Annotated in this window: 23 protein-coding genes and 1 pseudogene; 14 read left to right on the top strand and 10 right to left on the bottom strand. The window is 64.9% G+C overall.

What is annotated here, in order from left to right; translation table 11 throughout:
* Positions 1-58 precede the first annotated feature (58 nt).
* Positions 59-1198: an SET domain-containing protein-lysine N-methyltransferase gene (locus ACTHJR_RS03835; RefSeq protein WP_440521792.1), complete on the top strand. Its 1140-nt coding sequence runs from the start codon at positions 59-61 to the stop codon at positions 1196-1198.
* A gap of 10 nt (positions 1199-1208) precedes the next feature.
* Here the strand turns inward: ACTHJR_RS03835 and ACTHJR_RS03830 are convergent, their stop codons facing one another.
* A complete protein-coding gene (locus ACTHJR_RS03830; protein WP_440521791.1) occupies positions 1209-2162 on the bottom strand; it encodes a hypothetical protein in 954 nt (317 codons plus the stop codon).
* Between the two features lie 100 nt (positions 2163-2262).
* On the opposite strand from ACTHJR_RS03830, the gene ACTHJR_RS03825 reads away from it, so the two are divergent.
* Complete coding sequence (locus ACTHJR_RS03825) at positions 2263-2934, top strand: hypothetical protein (RefSeq protein ID WP_440521790.1); 672 nt, start codon at positions 2263-2265, stop codon at positions 2932-2934.
* Between the two features lie 73 nt (positions 2935-3007).
* Complete coding sequence (locus tag ACTHJR_RS03820; protein WP_440521789.1) at positions 3008-5032, top strand: SPFH domain-containing protein; 2025 nt, start codon at positions 3008-3010, stop codon at positions 5030-5032.
* Between the two features lie 52 nt (positions 5033-5084).
* Here the strand turns inward: ACTHJR_RS03820 and ACTHJR_RS03815 are convergent, their stop codons facing one another.
* The gene (locus ACTHJR_RS03815) at positions 5085-5552 is read right to left on the bottom strand and encodes a hypothetical protein (RefSeq protein ID WP_440521788.1); all 468 of its coding nucleotides are present in this window, start codon (positions 5550-5552) and stop codon (positions 5085-5087) included.
* A 233-nt stretch (positions 5553-5785) separates the two neighbouring features.
* On the opposite strand from ACTHJR_RS03815, the gene ACTHJR_RS03810 reads away from it, so the two are divergent.
* The 5 genes from ACTHJR_RS03810 to ACTHJR_RS03790 all read left to right on the top strand — a co-directional run bounded on the left by ACTHJR_RS03810 (position 5786) and on the right by ACTHJR_RS03790 (position 8977).
* Positions 5786-6220 carry a DUF983 domain-containing protein gene (locus ACTHJR_RS03810; RefSeq protein WP_440521787.1) on the top strand — a complete coding sequence of 145 codons (435 nt, stop codon included), beginning with the start codon at positions 5786-5788 and terminating at the stop codon, positions 6218-6220.
* Positions 6213-7571 (top strand): PLP-dependent aminotransferase family protein, encoded by a 1359-nt coding sequence (locus tag ACTHJR_RS03805; RefSeq protein ID WP_440521786.1) that lies wholly within the window; start codon positions 6213-6215, stop codon positions 7569-7571. Before ACTHJR_RS03810 ends, ACTHJR_RS03805 begins: the two co-directional genes overlap by 8 nt.
* Positions 7572-7687: 116 nt before the next feature.
* Positions 7688-7822: a hypothetical protein gene (locus tag ACTHJR_RS03800; RefSeq protein WP_440521784.1), complete on the top strand. Its 135-nt coding sequence runs from the start codon at positions 7688-7690 to the stop codon at positions 7820-7822.
* A gap of 126 nt (positions 7823-7948) precedes the next feature.
* Entirely contained in the window at positions 7949-8443 is a 495-nt protein-coding gene (locus tag ACTHJR_RS03795; protein WP_440521783.1) for a DUF421 domain-containing protein, read from the top strand.
* Between the two features lie 138 nt (positions 8444-8581).
* Positions 8582-8977, top strand: a complete 396-nt coding sequence (locus tag ACTHJR_RS03790; RefSeq protein WP_440521781.1) for a hypothetical protein — start codon at positions 8582-8584, stop codon at positions 8975-8977.
* A 21-nt stretch (positions 8978-8998) separates the two neighbouring features.
* On the opposite strand, the gene ACTHJR_RS03785 is transcribed toward ACTHJR_RS03790, so the two are convergent.
* The 5 genes from ACTHJR_RS03785 to ACTHJR_RS03765 all read right to left on the bottom strand — a co-directional run bounded on the left by ACTHJR_RS03785 (position 8999) and on the right by ACTHJR_RS03765 (position 14999).
* Positions 8999-9370, bottom strand: a complete 372-nt coding sequence (locus tag ACTHJR_RS03785) for a hypothetical protein (RefSeq protein ID WP_440521780.1) — start codon at positions 9368-9370, stop codon at positions 8999-9001.
* Positions 9371-9446: 76 nt separating this feature from the next.
* Positions 9447-11309: a sensor histidine kinase gene (locus ACTHJR_RS03780; protein ID WP_440521779.1), complete on the bottom strand. Its 1863-nt coding sequence runs from the start codon at positions 11307-11309 to the stop codon at positions 9447-9449.
* Positions 11309-13189, bottom strand: coding sequence for an EAL domain-containing protein (locus ACTHJR_RS03775; protein WP_440521778.1), 1881 nt, complete (start codon positions 13187-13189; stop codon positions 11309-11311). Before ACTHJR_RS03775 ends, ACTHJR_RS03780 begins: the two co-directional genes overlap by 1 nt.
* A gap of 122 nt (positions 13190-13311) precedes the next feature.
* Positions 13312-14190, bottom strand: a complete 879-nt coding sequence (locus ACTHJR_RS03770) for an ROK family protein (RefSeq protein ID WP_440521777.1) — start codon at positions 14188-14190, stop codon at positions 13312-13314.
* On the bottom strand, positions 14187-14999 hold the full coding sequence (locus ACTHJR_RS03765; RefSeq protein WP_440521775.1) for an HpcH/HpaI aldolase/citrate lyase family protein: 813 nt from the start codon (positions 14997-14999) through the stop codon (positions 14187-14189). Before ACTHJR_RS03765 ends, ACTHJR_RS03770 begins: the two co-directional genes overlap by 4 nt.
* A gap of 60 nt (positions 15000-15059) precedes the next feature.
* On the opposite strand from ACTHJR_RS03765, the pseudogene ACTHJR_RS03760 reads away from it, so the two are divergent.
* A pseudogene (locus ACTHJR_RS03760) lies at positions 15060-16244 on the top strand (acyl-CoA dehydrogenase).
* Positions 16245-16357: 113 nt separating this feature from the next.
* Positions 16358-16549 carry a hypothetical protein gene (locus ACTHJR_RS03755; protein WP_440521773.1) on the top strand — a complete coding sequence of 64 codons (192 nt, stop codon included), beginning with the start codon at positions 16358-16360 and terminating at the stop codon, positions 16547-16549.
* A gap of 5 nt (positions 16550-16554) precedes the next feature.
* On the opposite strand, the gene ACTHJR_RS03750 is transcribed toward ACTHJR_RS03755, so the two are convergent.
* On the bottom strand, positions 16555-16926 hold the full coding sequence (locus tag ACTHJR_RS03750) for a protease inhibitor I42 family protein (RefSeq protein ID WP_440521772.1): 372 nt from the start codon (positions 16924-16926) through the stop codon (positions 16555-16557).
* A 100-nt stretch (positions 16927-17026) separates the two neighbouring features.
* Between ACTHJR_RS03750 and ACTHJR_RS03745 the strand changes: the two genes are divergently transcribed.
* Complete coding sequence (locus ACTHJR_RS03745; protein ID WP_440521771.1) at positions 17027-18136, top strand: CaiB/BaiF CoA transferase family protein; 1110 nt, start codon at positions 17027-17029, stop codon at positions 18134-18136.
* Positions 18137-18139: 3 nt separating this feature from the next.
* On the opposite strand, the gene ACTHJR_RS03740 is transcribed toward ACTHJR_RS03745, so the two are convergent.
* Complete coding sequence (locus ACTHJR_RS03740) at positions 18140-19510, bottom strand: sugar MFS transporter (protein WP_440521822.1); 1371 nt, start codon at positions 19508-19510, stop codon at positions 18140-18142.
* A gap of 108 nt (positions 19511-19618) precedes the next feature.
* Entirely contained in the window at positions 19619-20419 is an 801-nt protein-coding gene (locus ACTHJR_RS03735; protein ID WP_440521770.1) for a DODA-type extradiol aromatic ring-opening family dioxygenase, read from the bottom strand.
* Positions 20420-20496: 77 nt separating this feature from the next.
* Here ACTHJR_RS03735 and ACTHJR_RS03730 point away from each other — a divergent pair, with 77 nt between their 5' ends.
* From ACTHJR_RS03730 to ACTHJR_RS03720, 3 genes are all read left to right on the top strand, one after another.
* Positions 20497-21036 (top strand): (2Fe-2S)-binding protein, encoded by a 540-nt coding sequence (locus ACTHJR_RS03730; protein WP_440521769.1) that lies wholly within the window; start codon positions 20497-20499, stop codon positions 21034-21036.
* 141 nt (positions 21037-21177) lie between these two features.
* Entirely contained in the window at positions 21178-22074 is an 897-nt protein-coding gene (locus ACTHJR_RS03725; RefSeq protein WP_440521768.1) for an RcnB family protein, read from the top strand.
* 83 nt (positions 22075-22157) lie between these two features.
* The gene (locus ACTHJR_RS03720) at positions 22158-22841 is read left to right on the top strand and encodes a prolyl hydroxylase family protein (RefSeq protein WP_440521766.1); all 684 of its coding nucleotides are present in this window, start codon (positions 22158-22160) and stop codon (positions 22839-22841) included.
* Positions 22842-22996: the final 155 nt, after the last annotated feature.

The following is a 22996-nucleotide window of genomic DNA, read 5'->3' as shown; positions in this document are numbered from 1 at the left end:
TTCCTGACACCATGGTAAATGGTGCGTTAGGCATAATGGATGCCGCAGACGGGGTGGCATGGTCCAGGCATTGTTCCTGCTGGCATTGGCGGCGAGCTTCGCGGGCTATGCGACATACCTCACCGGCCTCAGGCGCAACCTGGTCGAGCCCAATCGCGCGTCGTGGCTGATCTGGTCGGCGGCGACGGCGGTCGAGGCGTCGACCTATGCCGCGGTGAACCCCGACGGACTCCAGCGCTGGGTATTCCTGTTCGCGACGATCGCCTGCATGGCGATCACCATCGCGTTGTGGCGGCGTTCCGCCTGGAGCCTGCCGACGCGCACCGAAGCCTTCTGTATCGCCGCCAGCCTCGGCGCGCTGGCGATCTGGGCGATGTTCCGCGACGCCTTCTGGGCGCACATGCTGGTGGTTGCCGCGGTCCCGGTGAGTTTCTGGCCGACCTGGGCGAGCGTCGTCGCCGATCGTAGTCGCGAGCGATCCCCCGCCTGGGGATTGTGGACGCTGGGCGACCTCGCCACCTTGATGATCGCGGCGCGGACGCCGGGCAGCGCGCTCGGCGAATATGCCTACATCCTGGTCGAACTGGCCTGTCACGCCAGCGTCTGGTTGATGGTCGGACTGACGACGATCAACCCGCTCCGCTCGCTCGGGTTCAGGAACGGGCGCTTCTATATTCTCGACGCCATCCGGACGCCGGCGAACTTGTTCGCGGTGGCCGACACCCATCTCGGCAAGGCGGTATTCGCCGCGGTGGCCTTCGCCGAAGGCGACCGGCTGATGTCGTTCACCGGCCGGCGATTCCGCGCCGACCGGATCCCCAGCCTGATGCGCGGCCAGTCCGATCGCTTCGTCCAGGTCACGCCCGAACATTATATGGGCCCGTCGGGGCGGATCGACGACCTCGTCAACCATAGCTGCGCGCCGAACGCCGGCCTGCGCTTCACCGATCAGGGCGTGTTCCTGGTCGCGATCCGCAACATCGCGCAGGGCGAGGAAATCTGCTGGGATTATTCGACCACGCTGGCGGAATCGAACTGGCACATGATCTGCCAGTGCAGGGCTCCGGACTGCCGGCGCGTGATCGGCAATTTTGCGACGCTCAGCCCGGAACGCCAAGAATGGTTCCGCGCGCGCAATCTGGTCGCGCCTTATCTCCGGCGGAAGGACGAGGTCGGCAAGGGGCAGCGAGCGGCCTGAGGCGCAAGGTTCAACCGCCGCATTCGCGGTCGATCACGACCTCTGCGCGCTTTATTCCCTTGATCGCTTCGCTGTCCCGCCCGGGCTGCCTTACCCCTTCGATCGATATTGCTATGTTCAGTTTCCCCCGCTCGCGCATGAACAACGTATCGCTGTAAGCTGAGCCTGGGCCCTCGTATTTCGTGGACTCGTTGCGAACCTGGACCAAGTCGGTCAACGCGAACCGCCGCAGGACGGCGAGCGCATCGCAGGCTTTAATATTTTTCGGCGCGTAGATGACACTGCAGGAAAGCGGGAATGGCGGCTTCGCGTTTCCGCGTGCGATCGTCAGCAGGGCATCAAAGACCACGGCATCGCGTTCCACCGTGAGGGAATCGTCCGCACTGAAGGTATGTTCGAAGTCGCGATAGGCGGCGCAGGCGCTACGAGCATCCGCGTCGGACCGGTCGGGTCGCGATGGACTAGTCCAGATCGCGTAACGCCGTTCGATGGCGAGGTCGTCGGTCCAAGAATCCTGGTCAGGCGCTCCCCGAATATTTTCGCTGACCGCGTACATATTCACCCGGCACAATGAATCGCCGAACGGCTTCGGCGTGTCGAAAAACAAGCCGTCGCGCTCGTCGAGGCCGACAAAGCGCGCCCCCACCTTTCGCATCAGATCAGCGCCCAATTTTGCGGCACGCGCCTGGTCGCGCGCGACTGTCGCCGGATTCAATGCGGGCGTGGGTGTGGGCGACGGAGACACGTCGGACAGCGGATCGACGATGTTTCCGGCGTCCAATATCGCCGCGGCGTCGTTCAGGTCGACGGCACTCGGCCTCTCGATCGCATCCCGCTTGACTAACGGGCGACCGAAAAAACCGATCGCGGCACCCGCCGCGAGCATGACGGCGAGCATGAGCGGGCGCATCGGATGAATTCTCATCGGGCGGATCGTTGCCGGTGGGCACAACAGGTCAATCATCGTTCTCGACGATCTTGCAGCTACCCCTTGCGCACCGCTTTATATCGTCCACATTCCCAATAACTGGTCGTGAGCGTAAAGGAGCGCCACAAACGTCGCGGTGAACATCGTGTCAGGCCACCCTCTCCTCGCTGCCAAACCCCCGATCCGCGCCTGGCGCATCGTCGGTGGCGCTTCGCTGCACTTCGCGGTCCCGGCCTATGTCGTGACAGTCGCGACCACGACCCTGTTCAACGCCCCGGCGGGCGCTTCGATCACGGCGCTGGCGCGCTTCGCCCTGGCCTATAGCGGCTGGTTTTTGGCGATCTATGCCGGACTGAGCATCGTCTTGATGCTGATCGCCGCAGGAAGCGAGCCGGTATTCGGTGCGCGCCGCAATCGACACCGTGCGAGTGACCCCGGCCGTGACGCGATGGATTCCCGCCTGCGCGTCACCCAGGCGCTGGCCGGTGCCTGTAGGCTGCCCGGAAGCGGCCTTCCGCGCCTGATCGACTCAATCGGCGCGCCCAGATGGGACCATGACGACTCGCGCTTCCAGGCGCTTTCGCAAGATCTTTTTCAAATCGTCCATGCGATGACGACGGCAAACGCGACAGCTTCGGCCAAGTCCCGCCCGGAGATCGCCGAGCTCGCGACCCGATCTTTACAGCGGATCGACGAGGAACTGAGCGAGCTTGCGGCCGAGCGAAGTCGACTCGACCATGGCGACGCGCAGGCTGTCGCCCGCTATGTCGAAAATCGTTACGGCTCGTCCGATTTCGCTGGCGGCTAGTCTTGGGCAGCATTAAATAGAGGGCGAGCGCGGATCGTGCGCTCTTCTTTAGGTCCCAAGGACACCCACACAGATGACAAATATGTATGTGCTCGGCGCTTCGGCCGTCGTGGCCCTCGTCGTCGCTTGTCTTTTCGTCCTCTCTCGCTGCGTCCGCTATGTCGGCAACAACCGCGTCGCGATCGTCGAGAAATTGTGGAGCCGCAACGGCTCGATCACCAGCGGCCTGATCGCGCTCAACGGAGAGGCGGGGTACCAGCCCGTCGTCCTGCGCGGCGGCTATCATTTCTTCACGCCTTTCCAGTATCGCGTCCACTCGCAGCCGCTGGTGACCATTCCCCAGGGCCAGATCGGCTATGTCTTCGCGCGCGACGGCGCGCCCCTCGGTCCGACCCAGACGCTGGCGAGCAATTTGCGCACCGCCGACTTCCTCGACGTGCGCCGCTTCCTCGAGGACGGCGGGCAAAAAGGCCCGCAACGCGCGATCCTGCGCGAGGGCACCTATGCGCTCAACCTCGCCCAGTTCGTCATCATCACGCGCGAGCATCTCTATGGTCTGATGCTCGAGGCGAACGATTTCGAGCTGTTCAGCAACATGCAGCGCGTGATCGAGGAACGATCGGGCTTCGAGTCGGTCGTCATCAAGGACGCGTCGGACATGATCGGCGTGGTCACCGTGCATGACGGTCCGGCGCTGACGGCCGACCAGATCATCGCGCCGGAGGTCGGCACCGACCAATCGGACACGACGACCTTCCACAACAGCTTCCAGGATCCGGAGAAATTCATCGCGGCGGGTGGCCGGCGCGGTCGACAGCTCCAGGTGCTGGTCGAGGGCAGCTATTTCATCAACCGCCTGTTCGCGACGGTTGAGATGGTCGCCAAGACGGTGATCGAAGTCGGCCATGTCGGCGTCGTCATCAGTTATACCGGCGACAGCGGCGCCGATACGTCGGGCGACGACTATCGCCATGGCGAATTGGTCGAGCGTGGCACGCGCGGCGTGTGGAGCGAACCGCTGCTGCCGGGCAAATACGCGTTCAACACCTATGCCGGTAAGATTCTGGTCGTGCCGACCACCAACTTCATCCTGAAATGGGATCAGGACGTGACCGGCCAGCACAAGTTCGACGAGAATCTGTCCGAGGTGTCGCTGATCACCAAGGACGCGTTCGAGCCGACGTTGCCGCTCTCGGTCGTCGTGCACATCGACTATCGCAAGGCGCCGCTCGTCGTGCAGCGCTTCGGCGACATCAAGAAACTGGTCGAACAGACGCTCGACCCGATGGTCTCGGCCTATTTCAAGAACGTCGCGCAGAAGAAGACGCTGATCCAGCTGCTCCAGGAGCGGTCGGACATTCAGGAGCAGGCCGGCGACCAGATGCGGGCGAAGTTCACCGCTTATAATCTCGAGCTTCAGGAAGTGCTGATCGGCACTCCACGCGCTGCTGCTGGCAACGACCAGATCGAGAAGGTCCTGCAGCAATTGCGCGAGCGTCAGGTCGCCGAGGAACAGGTCACGACCTATGCCAAGCAGAAGGTCGCGGCCGAAGGCGAGAAGGACCTGCGCGAGGCCCAGGCGCGCGCACACCAACAGACCGCGATCACCGAGTCCGAGCTGTCGATCACCGTCCAGGAGAACCAGGGCAAGGCCGCGGTGAAGCGCGCGGCGCAGGAAGCCGAGCAGACCCGCACGCTGGCCAAGGCCGAGTCCGACCGCATGCGCATCGTCGGTGAGGGCGAAGCGGCGAAGGTAGTGGCGTTGGCGGGCGCGGAAGCCGATCGCATCACCAAGACCGGTCTGGCCACCGCCGAGACCATCGAGAAGCAGGCGGCGGCGTCGGGCGGCGCGCAATATCAGCTGACGCGTCAGGTGATCGAGCGGTTAGCCGAAGCGCTCGAAACGTCAGGCGTCGACATCGTGCCGAGGATCCAGATCAATACCGGCGGCGACTCCGGCGCGACTGCCGGCGGCGGGGCGCTCCAAGCGCTGATCGGGATGCTGTTGTCCGAAAAGGGCATGTCGATGCTGGCCAATCCAGCGGCGAACGATCAGGGGCCGGCATCCAACCCCGAAACCGAAGTCGCGGCGGAATAACCGCACTGCCGCGGCCGGGCGCACGTCCCGGCCGCGGCAATTTTTCAGGAATTTATCGTCGATCGTAAATGCGAACGGTGCCCGTCGACGGCACTGGCACGATCGCCGGGAAAAACATCGGTGATGATGTCCGCGCCAGTGGAATATGGATCAGGTCGGCCATCACGGACAGCAGCATGATTCGCGCGGAATGCAAGGCGATCCGCATCGTGCTCGCCAGGCTGGGGTCGAAGCGATCGATCGAGTTCGCCCCGCCGTCCTCCAGCAAGGCCAGCAGATAATGTTCGTCGTGCGTGAACCCGGCGTCGGACAGATCGCCGGCGTGGAAGCGCTGGCGAAAGCCCGCCTCGAACAAGCTCATGACGCTATCCAATACCGGCGCAAGCAGGCCGGCTCCCCAACGCTCCAGCCTCTTGTAGAGACTCGGCTGAACCGGCTCACCGGCGTCACGAGCAAGGCGCCAGTACCGCGCACCATCTATGACGGACCAGATTGCGGCGGGGGAAAAAGCGAAACGCATAGGGAATCCTTCCTGGCATCCCCTTCGTCCGCGTCGCTTTTTGCGATTCGCTCGCAATCGTTAGGACCAGCTTGTTACGGGGACAAGACGATTGCGGCGAACCGAGTCCGATTGGACGACGGGTGCGTTGGGCAACATCATGTGACCCAATTTTGCATGCCGAACCCTATGGCGTTCCGAATGCCGAGGGATTATGTATGGACTATCATCCATACATAAGTTCGGACTTAGCAATGCCCTCCATACAAGCGAGCGACAAGCTGCGCTGGATCATCGAAACCGGCTGGAAAGGCCTGTGTCCGCGCTGCGCCAAGGGACAAATGTTCAAGTCCTGGCTGAAGGTCACCGACACTTGTGAGTGCTGCGGGTTGGATTATCGTTTCGCAGCGCCGGACGACGGCCCCGCTTTCTTCTCCCTGTGCCTGATCGCTCTGCCGCTGATCTTCATCGTTGTATGGATTCAGGTAGCATACAACCCTCCTGTCTGGGTCCACCTGCTCACGTCGGTGCCGATCATGGTGCTCGGCTGCCTATTGCCGCTTCGGCCGATCAAGGGCTGGCTGGTCGCCTCGCAATATGTGAACCGGTCGCAGGAAGCGGGAACCGAGCGCCTGTGGGATCAGCTCCATGGCCGGGCCGACGGGCGGGGCGGCAATTTCGATGACTGAGGATTGGCTACCAGACTTCACCCGGTCGAGCGGCCCCAAATACCTTGCGATCGCCGATGCGCTCGACGCAGCGATCGAGCGCGGAGAATTGAGCAGCGGCGACCGCGTGCCACCGCAGCGCGAGCTCGCCGCGCACCTCGGGGTCGATCTGACCACCGTCACCAAGGCTTATGACGCGGCGCGGCGGCGCGGGCTGATCGAGGCGCGGGGTCGCGCCGGTAGCTTCGTGCGCGGGGCCGCGCTGATCGATGCGGAAGATATCGCGCGCATCGATGTGGGCATGAACATGCCGCCCGAATTGCCCGGCGACCTGTTGGGTCGGGCGATGCGCGCCACGATGGCGGCGCTGCTGGCCGACGGATCCGGTTTGCGGCTGCAATATCAGCCGGCTGGCGGCGGGCTCGCGGATCGAGCGGCGGGCGCGCGACTGATCGCTCGTGCCGGGCTGGCCGCATCGGACGATCAGGTGGTCGTCACCGCCGGTGCGCAAAACGCGCTCCACGCCATCCTGTCCGCGACCTTACGGCCGGGCGACGCGGTGGCCTGCGGCAGTTTCGTCTATTCGGGGTTCAAGGCACTGGCGACGCGGTTGGGCCTGCGGCTGGCCCCCCTCCCCACGGTCGATGGCGAAGGCCTGGCCGCGGCCTGCCGTACGGAAAGGATTCGCGCGCTCTATCTGGTGCCGACCAACGACAATCCGACCACGACGACACTCGACACGGCGACGCGATGGTCGCTCGCCGACCAGGCGCGAGCCCACGACTTGATCGTCATCGAGGACGACGTCTACGCCGCCTTGTGCGCTGCGCCGCTCCCTCCGATCGCGACCTTCGCGCCGGAGCGAACCTGGTATGTCGCGAGCGTCGCCAAGACGCTCTCTCCCGCGCTTCGCGTCGCCTATGTCCAAGCGCCGAACATTGCCGGAGCATTGCGTCTGGCGGCCGACGTGCATGAAACGGCGATCATGGCCCCGCCACTTAACGCGGCCCTGGTGCGGACGTGGCTGAGTGACGGCCAATATGATCGCCTGGTCGCAGCGATGCGCCGCGAAGTCGCGCGGCGTCAGGCGGTGGCGGCGGATATTCTGGCCGGGCTGCCCGTCGAGACGCATGCCGAGGGCTATCATCTGTGGCTATCGTTGCCGACGGGCCTCGATGCCACCGAACTCGCCGACGCGATGCGCCCGAGCGGTTTGTCGGTCGTTCCTGGCGACCGGTTCCGCGTCGCGCTCGGGACCGATCAGGCGGTTCGGGTGTCGCTCGGCGGGTTGATCGATCAGAACCGCATGGCGCGCGCGCTCCGCTTGATGCGTGCGCTCGTCGACACACGCCAGCAACGCTCGCTCGTGTAGCGGCGCAGCGCGGGCAAACGCAGCGAACCCTGTGTTAACCTCTGACCGCTGCCTCAGGGACTGGAACCGGTCGCGTTACGACCGCGTTCTATGGCGCCAGATGGAGGTTCAGAGAGATGACGGACATTCGCAGCGACGATCGAACCGTGGTCGAACGCAGCAGCTTCAACGTCGCGAACGTGATCGTCGCGATCGCGCTGCTGTTGCTGGTTCTTGGCCTGCTCAAATATTTCCACGTATCGCCGTTCTAGAACGGCGCGTACCGCGCGACCGAATAGCGGCGCGCTTCGCACCATCGGAGGATGACGGCGTCATCTTCGATGATCACCTCGACGTTCGGCGGCGCAACCGCCGTCGCCGCACGGCGTTGACGAATCGTGGATATCTTTCGCACGCTGATCGGTCCCGACGAGGGGGCGGACGCCGCACAATTATGCGTTCGTGCCGTCCTCCTGTTCGCCTTCGGCATCCTGTGCGTCCGCATCGCGGGGCGGCGTACCTTCGCCCATTATTCGCCGCTCGACATCGTCGTGGCCCTGATCGTGGGATCGAACATCAGCCGCGTGATGCTGGGCAAGGCGGCGTTCTGGCCCGGGCTTGCCGCGACACTGACGCTGGTCGTCCTGCACCGGATCATCGCGTCGCTGACGCTGCACTGGGGGCCCTTGTCATGGCTGACCAAGGCGCGGCCGATCGAAATCATTCGCGACGGCGTGCTAGACGAACATCGCATGCGCCGCGCTGGGCTGAGCCGCGGCGATTTGGACGAAGCGTTGCGCCTGGAACAAGTGGAGAAGGTAGAGGACGCCGCGCTGGCGACGCTGGAGGCGGGCGGCAAGGTCAGCGTTGTTCGGCGCAAGCGCGAGGACTGACTCGGCTGCCGGCGCCACCGGGTTACGCGACGTCGGCTGATTCAAATTATGGCGCGTGCAAGTCTCTTGTTGAAAAAAAACAAATACTTCTTGTTAGACAGCGTCATAGAATGATCGACCGATGATGGACCCCTACGCATGCTCGCTCGCCTGAAGGCACGTCACGCAGCACTCGAATCCGCGCTCGATGCGCTGGAACGACTGACGCGCAACGCAACGCCCGACCGGGCCCAGGTCGCTGCGGCTCGCCTGGCCCTCAGTCAGGCGAGCGCGCAACGCACCCGCTATCTGAATGACGAGGTCTATCCGAAAGTGCTCGCCAGCGACGATCCGGTCGCGAGCGAGGCCGTCCGCGCGCTGCGGAGCGAGGGCGCCCAACTCCGCGCCTTGTCCGCGGAGCATGTCGCGGCTTGGAACATCGATCGTGCGGTCAGGAACTGGCCGGATTATTGCCGGGCCTCGGCCGAGGTGCGTGCGACCATGCGCGGCCGGGTGCGCCGCGAACGGGCGTTGCTATACCCGTTGCTCGATTGACCCTCCCACGGCCATAAGAGACTATCGTCGGGGTACCGAGCCGCGACCCGTTTGCGGATAACCGTCGCCCGCCGCAGGATCGCTGGCGAAATCCTCGCCCGGATTGCCGCCCCCCGCGCCGGCACCGCTGCCGTGGACTTCGCCGGTACGTTCATCAAAAAAAGCGCGGCGGCCGTTGTCGGGCGGGAAACGAGGGTCCTCGTCATCGGGTGCGGACCGCGGCCCTTCGGCGCTTTTGTTCAGCGCTCGCTCGATCGCGAAATCCTGGGCGTCATATTCCTGCCCCGAATAGCCGGGGCCAGTGCCGATCGCGCCGCTTTGCGTATCGATTTCCGGGCTGGCGATCGTCGTGGTGGCCGGGGGTTCCGGCTGGCGAGCTTTGTCGTCGGTCATGAGCGGTTCCTCTCACGCCCTGAACGCACGAAAGCGGCAAGCGAGCCATATCCGCATTGGCACGCTCGATCAGCGGTCAGGCCGCGAGGTCCGCCTGCGCTTGACCATGCTCCGGTGCCTTCAACGTCAGACGCGCGATCGCGCCGCGGCCGACACCGTCGCTTTCGAGGCTCAGCGATCCCTCCATCGCAGTCATCGAATTGGCGCACCAATGCAGGCCCAGGCCGCCCGACTTATGCGCGCGGGTAGAAAAACCGCGCTGGAACAATTGCGGGCCACGCGCGGGATCGAACCCTTCCCCGGTATCCTGGATCGCGATCTCGACGCAGCCGCCGGCGGTCGCGGCGACCGTCACATTGATGCTGCCCGAGCCGCCCGACGCGGCGATCGCCTCGGCAGCGTTGGAAAACAGATTGCCCACCACCTGGCTCAGCAACACGCGATTGGCCATGACCCGATGCGCCTTGGCCGGGAAATTGAACGCGATCGACGCGCCACTGCCGGAATGAAGCGCGATCGTCGCATTCTGGGCGATGATCTGGGTCGCGTCGCATTCCTCGAGCGGCGGGCGCTCGTGCGCGAGCTGTTGCTGCGCCCCGATGATCTCGAGCACCTGGCGCATCGCGTCGCGTCCGACCTCCAATTGGTCGCGCCGCTCACTGCGCTGTCGGTCCTCGGCATCGAGCGCCGCGGCGACGAACGACGCCAGCTTCTCTCGCCGGCCCGAAGCGACATTGCCAGCCGCCAGTTCGGCCAGCGCTCGGTCGATCAATTTGCGGTCGACGGGCGCCGCCTGGCCGATTCCCGCCGACAGGATGGTCGACACCGGGTTCAGCGCGTTGCGCACATTGTGCATCACCGCGACCGCGCTTTCGGAACGACCGAGCGCGAAGCTCTGCGCCTCGACTTGTTCGCGCAGGTCCTTGAGCTGGACCAGCATCGAATTGAAGCTGCGTCCCAAGGAAGCGATCTCGTCGCTGCGCTTGCCGTCTTCCGGCAACACGCCCAGCGACCCCGAATCCCGCACCTGCTGCATATGGCCTTCGACTCGCCCCAACGGTTTGAGGACGAGCAGCGAGATCATGCGGCTGAGCACCGCCAGGACCAGCGCCAGCAGGATGGTCGAGCCCAGCACCGCCAGCCACAGCATGTGGCGGCCGAGCGCCGAAACGTCGCGCGGCACCACGAAGCTTGCCACCGCGACCGGGCGATCGTCGGGTCCCACGACCGGGACGGCGATCTGCATCATCGTCGAGCTGCTGGTGATCAATTTGCCGTCGGGCGCGCCCGGGTCGACCCGCGCCGGCACCTGAAGCAATTGCGCGAGCTGCGCCGAGGTGATCCGGCGCACCATCACGACATAGCCGCGCGAGACCCCGGTGCCATCGCTTTTCCTGACCTGCGCAACGCCGACCGCGGCGACGGTCTGGCCCAGGCGGACGTAGAAATGCCCGGCATTGTCGCCCTTCATCGCGGCATCGAGCGGCGCCTTGCGAATCGCCGCGACCATCGCGTCGCGCAACGCGTCGTTCTCGGCATGCGACCTAGTGTCGATCCAGCGCGCGATCACAAGGCTGTGGTCGGGGCGCAGGTAGGCCATGCCGTCGACGCCGAGATTGGCCATTGCCTTGGGCGAAAAGCTCTCCTCCTCGAACGCCCTGGTCGGCTTGGCGACATAGTCGTAGCTCGCATTCCAATCGCCATAGTCGCGTACCGAGCTTTCGACCTTGGTCGCGAATTCCTTCAACGCGGCGCGGGTGCGCTCGACATGGCCGTCGATCGCCTGGCGTTCCAGCGCGTTGAAACTTGGCGTGATGACCGCGGCGAGTAGCACGGTCAGCGCGATCGAACCGACCAGCCCGACCGAGGCCAGGATCAGGAGCAGCTTGCCGCCGAGCGATGCGAAGGACAGGCGGCGCCCGGTCGCGGCGCGGGCCATCAGCCGTTGGTCCCGTCGCCCGCCCGGATCGCGAATTCGTCGCCGGCGAGATCGTCCTCGCCGCCGATATAGCGCTCATGCGCGATCTCGCGCGCGACATCGGCCGGGACCGGCCGCGAGAAATAATAGCCCTGCAGATGGCTGGCGCCGGCGAGGCGCAGCGCATGGACCTGGGCCTCGGTTTCGACGCCTTCCGCCACCACGCCCAACCCCAAGGCATGCCCGAGATGCACGATCGACTGGACGATCGCCGCGGATTCGCGTTCGCGGCCCATGCCGTCGATGAAGCTCTTGTCGATCTTCAGGCAATCGAGCGCGAACTTGCGGATGTTGTAGAGCGACGAATAGCCGGTGCCGAAATCGTCGAGAGCGATGCGGAAACCCATCTGGCGCAGCTTGTAAAGCGTGTCGGCGGCGCGCTCTGCATTGTCGAAAATAGCGGTTTCGGTGATCTCGATCTGGACGCGGCTGGGCTCGATCCCGGCCCGCATCACGCGCTCGACGACCTGGCCGACGAAGTTCAGCCGGCGGAATTGGCGCGGGCTGAAATTGATCGAGACATATTGGCCCGGCCATTGCTCGAGCACCTTCAAGGACTCGTCCAGCACCCAGTCGCCGAGCTCGTGGATCAGGTTCGATTCCTCGGCGATCGGAATGAACAGCGCCGGGCTGATCGGCCCGAATTCCTCGGTATTCCAGCGCAGCAGCGCCTCGAACCCGACGACCTCCATGTCGTGGCCCGCGACGATCGGCTGATACGCTAGGCTCAATTCGCCGCGATCGATCGCCTGCCCCAGCCCGCCTTCGATCCGCCGACGGAAGCGGACGCTTTCGTCCATGCTCTCGTCGAACGCACGGACCGCACCGCGGCCCGATTTCTTGGCGTCGTTGAGCGCGAGATCGGCCTTGCGCATCACATCGATCGGATCGCGATTGCCGTCGACTTCCGCGATGGCGACCCCGATCGAGGCCGATGCCTGGACGGAATGGCCGATGATGCGGAAGCTCGAGGTGCAAGCGGCGATGACATGATCGCAGGCCATGACCGCGGCTTGCTCGCCGAGGGTGTCGAACAGAATGCCGAATTCGTCGCCGCCCAGCCGCGCGACCACGGCGCCAGAGGGAGCCGATTGCTGGAGGATAGCGTAGATGGCGCGGATCAACTCGTCGCCCGCCAGATGACCCAGCGTGTCGTTGACGATCTTGAACCGGTCGAGGTCGACCATCGCGACGGCGAACATCCCGCCCCCGCGCACCTTGTCGGTCAGCGCCTTGAGAAATGCCAGGCGATTGGGCGCTTCCGTCAGCGAATCGTGCGTCGCGAGATGCAGCGCCTTCGATTCGTTGGCAGCGAGTTCGACCGCCTGTTCCTCGAGCTTGGTCATCGCCGCGGCGAGTTCGCGATCCGCCTGCCAGCGATGTGCCAGCGCGGTCGCGGTCTGCACGACCTCGGCGATCTCGAACGGCTTGGCGATGTAGAAGATCTTGTCGGCCGGCCCCGCCGCTTTCGAAATCTCGATCGGCGAGAAATCGGAGAAGCCGGTGACGATGACGAGGTTGATGTTAGGGTCGAGCGCGCGGATCCGCGCCGCGGTCTCCTTGCCGTCGATCCCCGGCGGCATGCGAACGTCGATGAATGCCACCGCGAACGGATTGCCCTCGGCCACGGCATCCTCGACGGCATGCACGGCGTCGAGGCCCTGGTTGCAATGCACCGTATCGAAGCTCGCGCCGGTTTGGCCCGCTTCCGTCGCGGGGGCATCGTCGAACAGCTCGGCCGCCATGTCGCTCAGCGCGCCATCGACCGGCGCCACCGGCTCGAAGCAGTGCCGGTAGGACTCATGCATTGCCGGTTCGTCGTCGACGATCAGAATTCGCACCGCGCGCTGTCCCTCGCTTGGTGGAGCGCATACGACGCCCCAATGTCCTTGCGCGGAGGTAAGCGGACGAAGTTAAAGCGCCGTAAACGATCTTTGTCGGGATACCCGTTTCGGCCTTCTTGCTATCGACCGAGCGCCTGCTCACCCAGCAGGATCGCGCCCATCGGGCCAGCCTCGGCGCCGAGCGCCGCGCAAGTGATATAGGCGTCGAGATCGCCGAGCAGCGAGCGGTCGCCATAGCTACCTAGGCTTTCGTCGAGCATCCGGCGGACCATCGGCAGCAGCCAGGGCACGCCTAGCCCTACCCCACCGCCGAACACGATGCGCCGGGGCACGCCAGTCAGCACCAGCGTGTGGCACAATTGCGCGATCGGATGCGCGACCTGCGGCCAGATCGGCGAATGCTCGGCGATCTCATTGGCGGCGACGCCCGCTCGCGCCTTGATCGCCGGTCCGGAGGCGAGGCCTTCAACGCAATCGCTGTGGAAACTGCAAATGCCCGGCCAATCGTCGCCCGCCATTCGCGTCGGGCGGATGTGCCCCAATTCCTGGTGCGTCAACCCGACCACCGGCCGGTTGTCGCTGATCAGGCCGATGCCGACGCCGGTGCCGATCGTGACATAGGCATGGTCAGCCAAACCCTTGGCGGCGCCCCATTGTCCTTCGGCCAGCGCCGCGCCGATGACATCGGTGTGAAATCCCGTCGGCACGCCGTAGCGGCGCTGGAGCCGGCCAGCGACATCGGTATTGGCCCAACCCGGCTTGGTCGTGGCCGTGATATGGCCATAGGTCGCGGCCTTGGGATCGATCCCGACCGGCCCGAAGCTGGCGATGCCGATCGCGTCGAACCCGCGCCATTGGTCGAGCGCCTGTTCGATCCCCGCCATCGTCGTCTCGGGGTCGAGCGTGTCGATCCGCTGTGCCTCGACGATCGTCACGCCGTCCTGCGACAGCACGCACACGCATTTGGTCCCGCCGAGTTCGACGCCCGCAATCTTCATATCGCCATTCCCAATATCCGTTCGGCCTGCACCAGATGCAGCGCCTCGACCATTTTCCCGTCGACCTGGATCACGCCGCCGTCGCCGCTCGCAAAGGCGTCTCGCACTCTTGTCGCCCAGTCGATCGTCGCGGCATCCGGACTGAACGCGGCATTGCAGATTTGAATCTGGCGCGGATGGATCAGCGATTTGCCGCCATAGCCCATCGCCGCGGCAGCATCGCATTCGGCCCGCAGCCGCGCATCGTCGGAGAAGTCGTTGCAGACACCGTCGAGCGCGACCAGTCCGCGCGATCGCGCCGCCGCCAGCACCGCCGTCTGGATCGGCGCCAGCCACGCCCGCTCCGCCCCCGGACGCGCGCCCAGCTCGAGTGCGAGATCGTTCACGCCCAGCACGAATCCCTGGACCGCGGCCTCGGCGATATCCTGCAAACGGCCAAGCGCCTCGCAGGTCTCGATCATTACCCAAAGCGGCGTTTCGGAACCCAGGTGCTCGCGGCAAGTTTTGATGTCGCCCGTGTTGCGTATCTTGGGCACCAACACGGTCGCGCCCGTCGCCCGTACCGCCGCCAGGTCCGCCGCGCCCCATTCGGTGTCGAGCCCATTCGCCCGGATCACCAGCTCGCGCGTGCCGAATCCCGCGGTCGCCGCCGCGACCGCCGCTTCGCGCGCACTCCCCTTCGCGTCGGGCGCGACCGCGTCCTCCAGGTCCAGGATCACCACGTCGGCGGCAAGCTCACGCGCCTTTTCGATCGCGCGGGCATTGCTCGCGGGCAGAAACAGCGCGCTGCGGCGAGGACGAAAGCTCATCCCGCCCCCTTGCCTCAAGCCGCCGGTCGGGACAATGCGGGCGCAGGCAAGGAGATTGATATGGCTGGCATGGCGCATTTCGATTGGGCGGACCCGTTCCAGCTCGACGATCAGTTGAGCGAGGACGAGCGGATGATCCGCGACACCGCGCGCGCTTATGCCGAGGACAAGCTCGCGCCGCGCATCATTGATGCCTTCGCCAACGAGACCACCGATCCCGAGATTTTCCGCGAAATGGGCGCGCTCGGCCTGCTCGGCCCGACCGTGCCGGAGGAATATGGCGGCGTCGGCGCCAATTATGTCGCTTATGGCCTGGTCGCGCGTGAGGTCGAGCGGATCGACTCGGGCTACCGCTCGATGATGTCGGTGCAGTCGAGCCTCGTCATGTACCCGATCTATGCCTAAGGCTCCGAAGATCAGAAGCGGAAGTACCTGCCCAAGCTGGCGACCGGCGAGTGGATCGGCTGTTTCGGCCTGACCGAGCCCGATGCCGGCTCCGATCCCGGCGGCATGACCACGCGGGCGACCAAGACCGCCAATGGTTATTCGATCTCGGGCGCCAAGACCTGGATTTCCAACGCGCCGATCGCCGACGTGTTCGTGATCTGGGCCAAGTCCGATGCGCATGGCGGCGGCATTCGCGGCTTCGTGCTCGAAAAGGGCATGAAGGGTCTCTCGGCACCCAAGATCGAGGGCAAACTCTCGTTGCGCGCGTCGATCACCGGCATGGTGATGATGGACGAGGTCGAGGTCGGCGAGGACGCGCTGCTGCCCGAGGTGCAGGGCCTGAAGGGCCCGTTCGGCTGCCTCAACCGCGCGCGTTACGGCATTTCCTGGGGTTCGCTCGGTGCCGCCGAATTCTGTTTCCACGCCGCGCGCCAATATGGGCTCGACCGCAAGCAGTTCGACAAGCCGCTCGCCGCCAACCAGCTCTATCAGAAGAAGCTCGCCGACATGGAGACCGAGATCGCGCTCGGGCTTCAGGCATCACTGCGTGTCGGGCGGTTGATGGATGAGGGCAAGTTCGCGCCGGAGATGATCTCGATCGTCAAGCGCAACAATGTCGGCAAGGCGCTCGATATCGCGCGGATGAGCCGCGACATGCACGGCGGCAACGGTATCTCGGGCGAATATCAGGTCATGCGTCACCTGATGAACCTCGAGACGGTCAACACCTATGAGGGTGCACACGATGTCCACGCGCTGATCCTCGGCCGCGCCATCACCGGCATCGCCGCTTTCTAGGCCGGCGAGTCTCGTGCGAACGCCATCCCCGCGAAAACCCGGAATGGCGCGCTTGCGGACCGGCCGCATCGGGCGCAATCTCCACCTCCCACGATATGGGAGGAGAGTTGCTGATGCTTCGGATCTCTTTCGCGCTTGCCGCCATCGCGATGATCGCGACACCCTCGATGGCCGCCAACCGCTGCCGTGACGCCAAGGGCCATTTCATCGCCTGCCCCAAGCCCAAACCTGCGAGCACCGGCAAATGCCGCAATGCCAAGGGCCATTTCGTGAAATGCGGAACGCCGGGCGCGAAACCGGCTTGAGGCGATCACACGATCCGGACGCGGTAGATCAGCGTCCGGATCGCTTTGCCTTCCCAAGGCCGTAGATAACGGAACACGACCCGGTACGTCCCGCGCTTGTTGCCGACGATCCGATAGGTCACGAGCGACGGCGCGCCGGCCATGCCCGGCCGCGTTGGGACCGTCTTGTCCAGCGTCACTGCGATTCCGCGGGGAGCATGGACCTTCCACGTATAGCCGGTGCTCGCGTTGGTCTGGAGATCGACGCTGCCGGGCTGGCCGCGATGGAGCGTCATGACCGTCGGCTTGGCCGCCGGCAGCGGCTTTCGGGCCGGCGCGGTGATCGGCAGCAACATCGCGAACGACGCGGCGATCGCCAGGCGCCCTATCCGGAGCATTTGTCCCTCCTTTGTCCGTCGCCCCATCGTGTCATGGGCGCCACGCTGCCGCAAGCATCGCGCCCTTGACCAGAGCGGCGCCTTGCCGCAGCGCTCGGCCATGACACCATTAGGCGGCCTGAAGGTACTCGAACTCGCCCGCATCCTCGCCGGCCCCTGGGCCGGGCAGGTCCTCGCCGACCTCGGCGCCGAGGTGACCAAGGTCGAAAGTCCCGCGGGGGACGACACGCGGACCTGGGGCCCGCCCTTCATCGAGAATCCCGACGGCACGCGCGACGCGGCTTATTACCATTCGTGCAATCGCGGAAAGTCCTCGGTGGTGATCGACTTCACCACGCCCGAAGGCCAGGCCGAGGTCCGCCGGCTGGCGGCGGAAAGCGATGTGCTGCTCGAGAATTTCAAGGTCGGCGGCCTCGCCAAATACGGGCTCGACTACGCCAGCCTGTCGGCGCTCAACCCGCGGCTGATCTATTGCTCGATCACCGGCTTCGGCCAGGACGGCCCTTATGCGCCGCGCCCGGGCTACGACTTCATCATCCAGGGCATGGGCGGGATGATGGACCTGACCGGCGAGCCCGACGGCGCGCCGCAGAAGATCGGCGTGGCGATGGCCGATATCGCGACCGGCCTTTATTCGGTGATCGGCATCCAGGCGGCGCTGATCCAGCGCGAAAAGACCGGGCGCGGCCAGCATATCGACATGGCACTGCTCGACACGATGACCGGGGTGCTCGCCAACCAGGCGGCCAATTATTTCGCCAGCGGCGTCACCCCGCCGCGCGTCGGCAACGCGCATATGAACGTGTCGCCCTACGCCGTTTTCCCGACCGCCGACGGCTGGTTCATCCTGGCGGTGGGCAATGACGGCCAATTCCAGCGCTTCTGCGGCGTGGCCGGGATCGAGCCCGAGGAACGCTGGGCGACCAATGCCGGCCGCATCGTGCATCGCGAACCGCTGTTCGCGGCGATCACCGCGGCAACCAAAAGGTTCGAGCGCGACGATTTGCTCGCCAAGCTCGAAGCGGTGGGCGTCCCGGTCGGCCCGATCAACACCGTCGAGCAAGCGCTCAACGATCCCCAGGTCCGCGCGCGAGGCATGGTGGTGAAGGGCAAGCGGCTCGACGGCCTGCGTACCCCGATCCGCTTTTCCGACGCCGAGCTCGCGCTCGGCCGCCCCGCGCCTCGCCTGGGCGAGACGCTAAGCGATTGAACCTTAGTCGAAGGCCACCGCTACGGCGGGCTCGTCGGCATAATCCTCGGCAGGCTTGCGCGCATAGATGCCGAACGCGCCGATGATCAGGTAGCAAACTACCGGCAGGATCAGTGCCATCGGCAGCGTGACCGAGTCGGCGAGCGCACCGGTCAGGACCGGGATGATCGCGCCGCCGCAAATCGCGACGTTGATGATCCCCGAGCCGTCGGCGGCACGCGCACCGAGTTTTTCGCAGGCAAGCGTGAAGATCGTCGGGAACATGATCGAGTTCATCAGGCCGACCGCCAACAGCGTGTTGGCCGAGATCGTGCCATGCGTGGAGATCGAGATCAGTACGAGCAGGATGGCGCCTGTAGCGACGCCGGCCAACACCTTGCCTGGGCTGATCACGCGGAGCACCGCCGAGCCGATGAAGCGCCCGATCATCGCACCACCCCAATAGAAGATCAGCTGCTTGCCGGCCGACTGGTCGGTCAAGCAAAGCGTGTGTTCCGACTTGAGATAGTTGACCATGGTCGAGCCGATCGCGACCTCCGCGCCGACATAGAGGAAGATGCAAAGTGCGCCGAACGCGAAGCGCGGGCGCTTGAGCAAGTCGAGGCCGGCCAACGCGCCGCTCGCTTGATGTGCTTCACCCTTGAGCTGATTGCGGAACATCCACACCGCTGCCGCGATCAGCGCGAGCGCGATCGCGAGTCCCAAATAGGTGTGCGCGACCACCTGCGATTCCGCTATGCGATAGGCATCCGTGAGTGCCGTCGTCGCGTTCTTCGCACCCTTGCAGGCGGGATCGACCACGCGGGATACGTCCCAGAAAGATTGGGCGGTGCCGCCGAGAATCAGAATCGACCCGACGAACGGAAAAATCGTGGTACCGACCGAGTTGAACGCTTGCGCGAAAGTGAGGCGACTGTGCGCCGTTCGCGGACGACCCAGTAGGCTGATCAATGGGTTGGATACGATCTGGACCAGCACCACGCCGGTTGCGAGAATGAACAAGGCGATCAAGAACAAGGCATAGATCGCCGTGCCCGAAGCCGGAATGAATAGCAGGCAGCCGACCATCATCGTCAACAACCCCAGCACTGCGCCACGCATATAGCCGATCCGCTTGATCAGCATCGCGCCCGGGATTCCGATGATTGCGTAGGCCGCGAAGAAGCAGAACTGAATCAGCATCGCCTGCGTGTAGTTGAGCGTGAAAAGCTCCTTCAGCTTCGGGATGATGACGTCGTTCAGGCTGGTGATGCCGCCGAAGATGAAGAACAGCGCGAAAACGAAGACCTGCAACCCGGGCGCGTTTATCCCCTGGTGCGTGTCACCTGTTCCAGCCGGGCTGGTCGACGCCGCGGCGCTCGTATCCATGACCATCGATTGCACTCTCCCTGGGGTGTCCGGTCTGAAGCCGGTTTCAAGGTGCCTTGATGGCGTAGCTTCAGCCCAGCCGCAATCGACGAATACGTATTACTGTGAACGTTCTCAGCCAAAACGATAGCCGGAGACCGCCCAGCCGAGCACGTTGCTGGCGTGATCGCGCGTCGCCTGCCCGGCCCCGCCCGCGCCCAGCGCAACCATCAACGGCAACAGATGCTCTTCGCGAGGATGCGCGAAGGACGCATGCGGAAGCGTGCGCCAGGCGGCGACCCGCTGGGCGCGGCGCGCGGGATCGGGATCGGTCACCGCGTCGGTCAATGCGGCATCCCATTCGGTCGACGGCGCGACCGCCGCCGCACCGCGAACCCGCAGATTGTGGAATCTCATGCCCGACCCGACGATCAGCACGCCCTCATCGCGCAACGGCGCCAGTGCGCGGCCGATCGCGATATGGTCGGCCGGATCCAGATCTGCCCGCAGCGACAGTTGCGCGAGCGGGATGTCGGCCCCCGGGACGGCGACCTTCATCGGCACGAACACGCCATGGTCCCAGCCGCGCGCACTTTCCTCACGCGTGCCGAACCCCGCTTCACGCAACAGCGACGCCGCGCGTCGCGCCACGTCGGGCGCGCCCGGCGCATCCCAGCGCAGGCGATAGGTGTGTTCGGGAAAGCCGTAATAATCGAACAGCAGGTCGGGATGGGCGCCGGTGTGGACCGCGATCTCCGCCTCTTCCCAATGTCCCGATATCATCAAGATTGCGCGCGGCCGTTCGGGCAGGCTGTCGATCAGTCCGACGAGGTAGCGCTCCATCGGCCGCCACATCGGGTCCGACGGGCCGCCATCGGGGTCCATGAAGAAGCAGGGGCCGCCGCCATGCGGCACGAACAAGGTGGGAAGTCTCATGGCAGGGATATCGCCCCACCCGCCGCAGGCAACAATGCCGCTGGCGGAAACACGCCGTTTCCGCCTAAACCGGCCCCGTGACCAAGTTCACCGTCAACAACCAACCGGTCGAATATCGCATGGACCCGGCGACGCCCCTGCTCTGGGCGCTGCGCGACGCATCCAATTTGACCGGCAGCAAATATGGCTGCGGCACCGGTCATTGCGGCGCCTGCATCGTCCATGTCGACGACGTGCCGAGGAAATCCTGCCTGGTCCCGATCGGATCGATCGAGGGCAGCGTCGTCACCACGATCGAGGGCCTGTCGCACGACCGCAGCCATCCGGTGCAAGTCGCCTTCCTGGCCGAGAATGTCAGTCAATGCGGGTTTTGCGTCCCCGGCATCATCATGGCGGCGGCCGCTTTGCTCAAGGCCGATCCGCGCCCGTCGGAGGAAAAGATCCGCCAGAGCATCACCAATATCTGCCGCTGTGGCATTTATCCGCGGCTGGTCGAGGCGATCCAGCGCGCCGGCCGCATCCAGCGCGGCGACGACACGGTGGCGACCGGCCCGCGTCCCGGCATCGACCCGAAAGATGCCGCGCGTATCGTTCCGGCGCTGACTCCCAATCCGTAAGAATAGATGGCTGCTCTCCGAACGCTCAGCCTGAATCCTTTCAATTGGCTGTCAGGCCAATTCAGAAACCGGTCAGCGCGACTCGCCTAGAAGCGAGCTATCGTAGGGCCGGCATGTGCGCCGGCGAGTGGAGAAACGAGAATGCGTAGGTCTATCCTTTTCGCGCTGATGGCCGCGGTGTCGATGACCCCCGCGATCGCCTCGGCCGCGGATCGCGACAATTGGCGCGGTCGCGGCGGCGACGCCAGCGCGAACGCTGGCCAGTCGCGTGGCGATCGCGGCGGGTGGCGTGGCAACAACAACGGCAATGGCGGCGCTCCGGCCGCTCGCCCGGCCCCTGCTCCGGCTCCCGCCCCGCGCTGGAACGGCGGCAATAACAACGGCGGCTGGCGGGGCTTCCGCGGCGGTAACGGCGGAGCGGTCACTCCGGCCGTCCCCAATGTCGCGCCGCAAGCACGCGGCGACAATCGTTGGAACGGCGGCGTCAATAATGGCGGCTGGCGCGGTTTCCGCGGCGGAAATGGCGGTGCGGTAGCCCCGGGCCCCCAGGTCGACGTTCAACGCGATGGCAACCGCGACTGGCGTAACCGTGGCGGCACAACCGACAATCGCGGTTGGCGCGACAATAACGGCGGCGACCGCTGGCAGGGCAACCGCAACGACGGCCGCAATTGGAACGACAACCGCCGGCGTGACGATCGCTGGCGCGGCAACGATCGCGGCGGCAACTGGAACCGCAGCTGGCGCAACGACAATCGTTACGACTGGCAGCATTATCGGTCGTACAATCGCAACGCCTATCGCCTGCCGCGCTATTACGCGCCTTATGGCTGGAGCTACGGCTATCGCAGCTTCGGAGTCGGCGCGATCATCGACTCGATGCTCTTCGACCAGAGCTATTGGATCGACGATCCGTACGATTACCGCCTGCCGGACGTGTACGGGCCGTATCGCTGGGTGCGCTATTACAACGACGCGCTCCTGGTCGACATCTATACCGGCGAAGTCGTCGACGTGGTCCACGACATCTTCTGGTAAAATCGTCGTCGCGCGAGGTGGGGGCCCGGGAAGCAATTCCCGGGCCCTTGCCTTTTTTGTCGGGGACGCGAAAAAACCGCCCCATGTTCGGCAAGAAAAAGAATATGCCAGGCGGCCCGTCGAAGGAACGCGCGCGCATCGGCAAGGAGGTGGCCGCTCGGCTCGCCGCCCACCCGCGCGTTCAGGAAGCGATGGTCGGTGCGGCCCAGGCCTATTACCATCTCGACTTTCTCGATCCCGTACAGTGCGACCGGCTGATCCGGATCATCGATGGCAATCGTCGACCGTCCACCATCCTGTCCGACCGCGAGGATTATGGCTTCCGGACCAGCGAAAGCTGCGACATGGACCGCTATTCCGCTGATGTTGCGCCCATCGACACTTCGATCGCCGACCTTCTCGGCATCCCCCCGGCCAAGGGCGAGACGATCCAGGGTCAACGGTACGCGCCCGGCCAGCAATTTCGCGCGCATCACGACTTCTTTCATGAAAATCAGAAATATTGGGAAGATATGAAGCGCAGCGGCGGACAACGCACCTGGACCGCGATGATCTATCTCAACAATGTCGAGGAAGGCGGCGCCACCTGGTTTCCGCAGGCCGGTTTGCGCGTCGCGCCGCGCCGTGGCTTGCTGCTCGCCTGGAACAACATGAATCCCGACGGCAGCCCCAACACGATGACGCTGCACGAAGGGATGCCGGTGGTGAAGGGCGTGAAATACGTCATCACCAAGTGGTTCCGGGAGAATAATTGGACCATCTATTGAGGTAACGGGCCATTCGGCGCGAATAGCGCGCCATTCTCCACCCTTGCGATCGTCTCCGATAGGTCTAAGGCCGGCACCACATGCAGCAGGACGCAACCCGATCCGACGAGCGCTCGGGGGGAGCGAAAATCGTCCTCGCCACGGTGGGGACGCTT

This window comes from Sphingomonas sp., assembly GCF_051962185.1.
Taxonomy (GTDB): domain Bacteria; phylum Pseudomonadota; class Alphaproteobacteria; order Sphingomonadales; family Sphingomonadaceae; genus Sphingomonas.
The sequence above is the reverse complement of the archived record's forward strand: the minus strand, read 5'-3'. Positions and strand labels throughout refer to the sequence as shown.

Coding starts and splice junctions, on each gene's coding strand:
- ACTHJR_RS03835 (WP_440521792.1), top strand. CDS start 59: ATGGTCCAGGCATTGTTCCTGCTGGCATTGGCGGCGAGCTTCGCGGGC.
- ACTHJR_RS03830 (WP_440521791.1), bottom strand. CDS start 2,162: ATGATTGACCTGTTGTGCCCACCGGCAACGATCCGCCCGATGAGAATT.
- ACTHJR_RS03820 (WP_440521789.1), top strand. CDS start 3,008: ATGACAAATATGTATGTGCTCGGCGCTTCGGCCGTCGTGGCCCTCGTC.
- ACTHJR_RS03815 (WP_440521788.1), bottom strand. CDS start 5,552: ATGCGTTTCGCTTTTTCCCCCGCCGCAATCTGGTCCGTCATAGATGGT.
- ACTHJR_RS03810 (WP_440521787.1), top strand. CDS start 5,786: ATGCCCTCCATACAAGCGAGCGACAAGCTGCGCTGGATCATCGAAACC.
- ACTHJR_RS03805 (WP_440521786.1), top strand. CDS start 6,213: ATGACTGAGGATTGGCTACCAGACTTCACCCGGTCGAGCGGCCCCAAA.
- ACTHJR_RS03800 (WP_440521784.1), top strand. CDS start 7,688: ATGACGGACATTCGCAGCGACGATCGAACCGTGGTCGAACGCAGCAGC.
- ACTHJR_RS03790 (WP_440521781.1), top strand. CDS start 8,582: ATGCTCGCTCGCCTGAAGGCACGTCACGCAGCACTCGAATCCGCGCTC.
- ACTHJR_RS03785 (WP_440521780.1), bottom strand. CDS start 9,370: ATGACCGACGACAAAGCTCGCCAGCCGGAACCCCCGGCCACCACGACG.
- ACTHJR_RS03780 (WP_440521779.1), bottom strand. CDS start 11,309: ATGGCCCGCGCCGCGACCGGGCGCCGCCTGTCCTTCGCATCGCTCGGC.
- ACTHJR_RS03770 (WP_440521777.1), bottom strand. CDS start 14,190: ATGAAGATTGCGGGCGTCGAACTCGGCGGGACCAAATGCGTGTGCGTG.
- ACTHJR_RS03765 (WP_440521775.1), bottom strand. CDS start 14,999: ATGAGCTTTCGTCCTCGCCGCAGCGCGCTGTTTCTGCCCGCGAGCAAT.
- ACTHJR_RS03755 (WP_440521773.1), top strand. CDS start 16,358: ATGCTTCGGATCTCTTTCGCGCTTGCCGCCATCGCGATGATCGCGACA.
- ACTHJR_RS03750 (WP_440521772.1), bottom strand. CDS start 16,926: ATGCTCCGGATAGGGCGCCTGGCGATCGCCGCGTCGTTCGCGATGTTG.
- ACTHJR_RS03745 (WP_440521771.1), top strand. CDS start 17,027: ATGACACCATTAGGCGGCCTGAAGGTACTCGAACTCGCCCGCATCCTC.
- ACTHJR_RS03740 (WP_440521822.1), bottom strand. CDS start 19,510: ATGGTCATGGATACGAGCGCCGCGGCGTCGACCAGCCCGGCTGGAACA.
- ACTHJR_RS03735 (WP_440521770.1), bottom strand. CDS start 20,419: ATGAGACTTCCCACCTTGTTCGTGCCGCATGGCGGCGGCCCCTGCTTC.
- ACTHJR_RS03725 (WP_440521768.1), top strand. CDS start 21,178: ATGCGTAGGTCTATCCTTTTCGCGCTGATGGCCGCGGTGTCGATGACC.
- ACTHJR_RS03720 (WP_440521766.1), top strand. CDS start 22,158: ATGTTCGGCAAGAAAAAGAATATGCCAGGCGGCCCGTCGAAGGAACGC.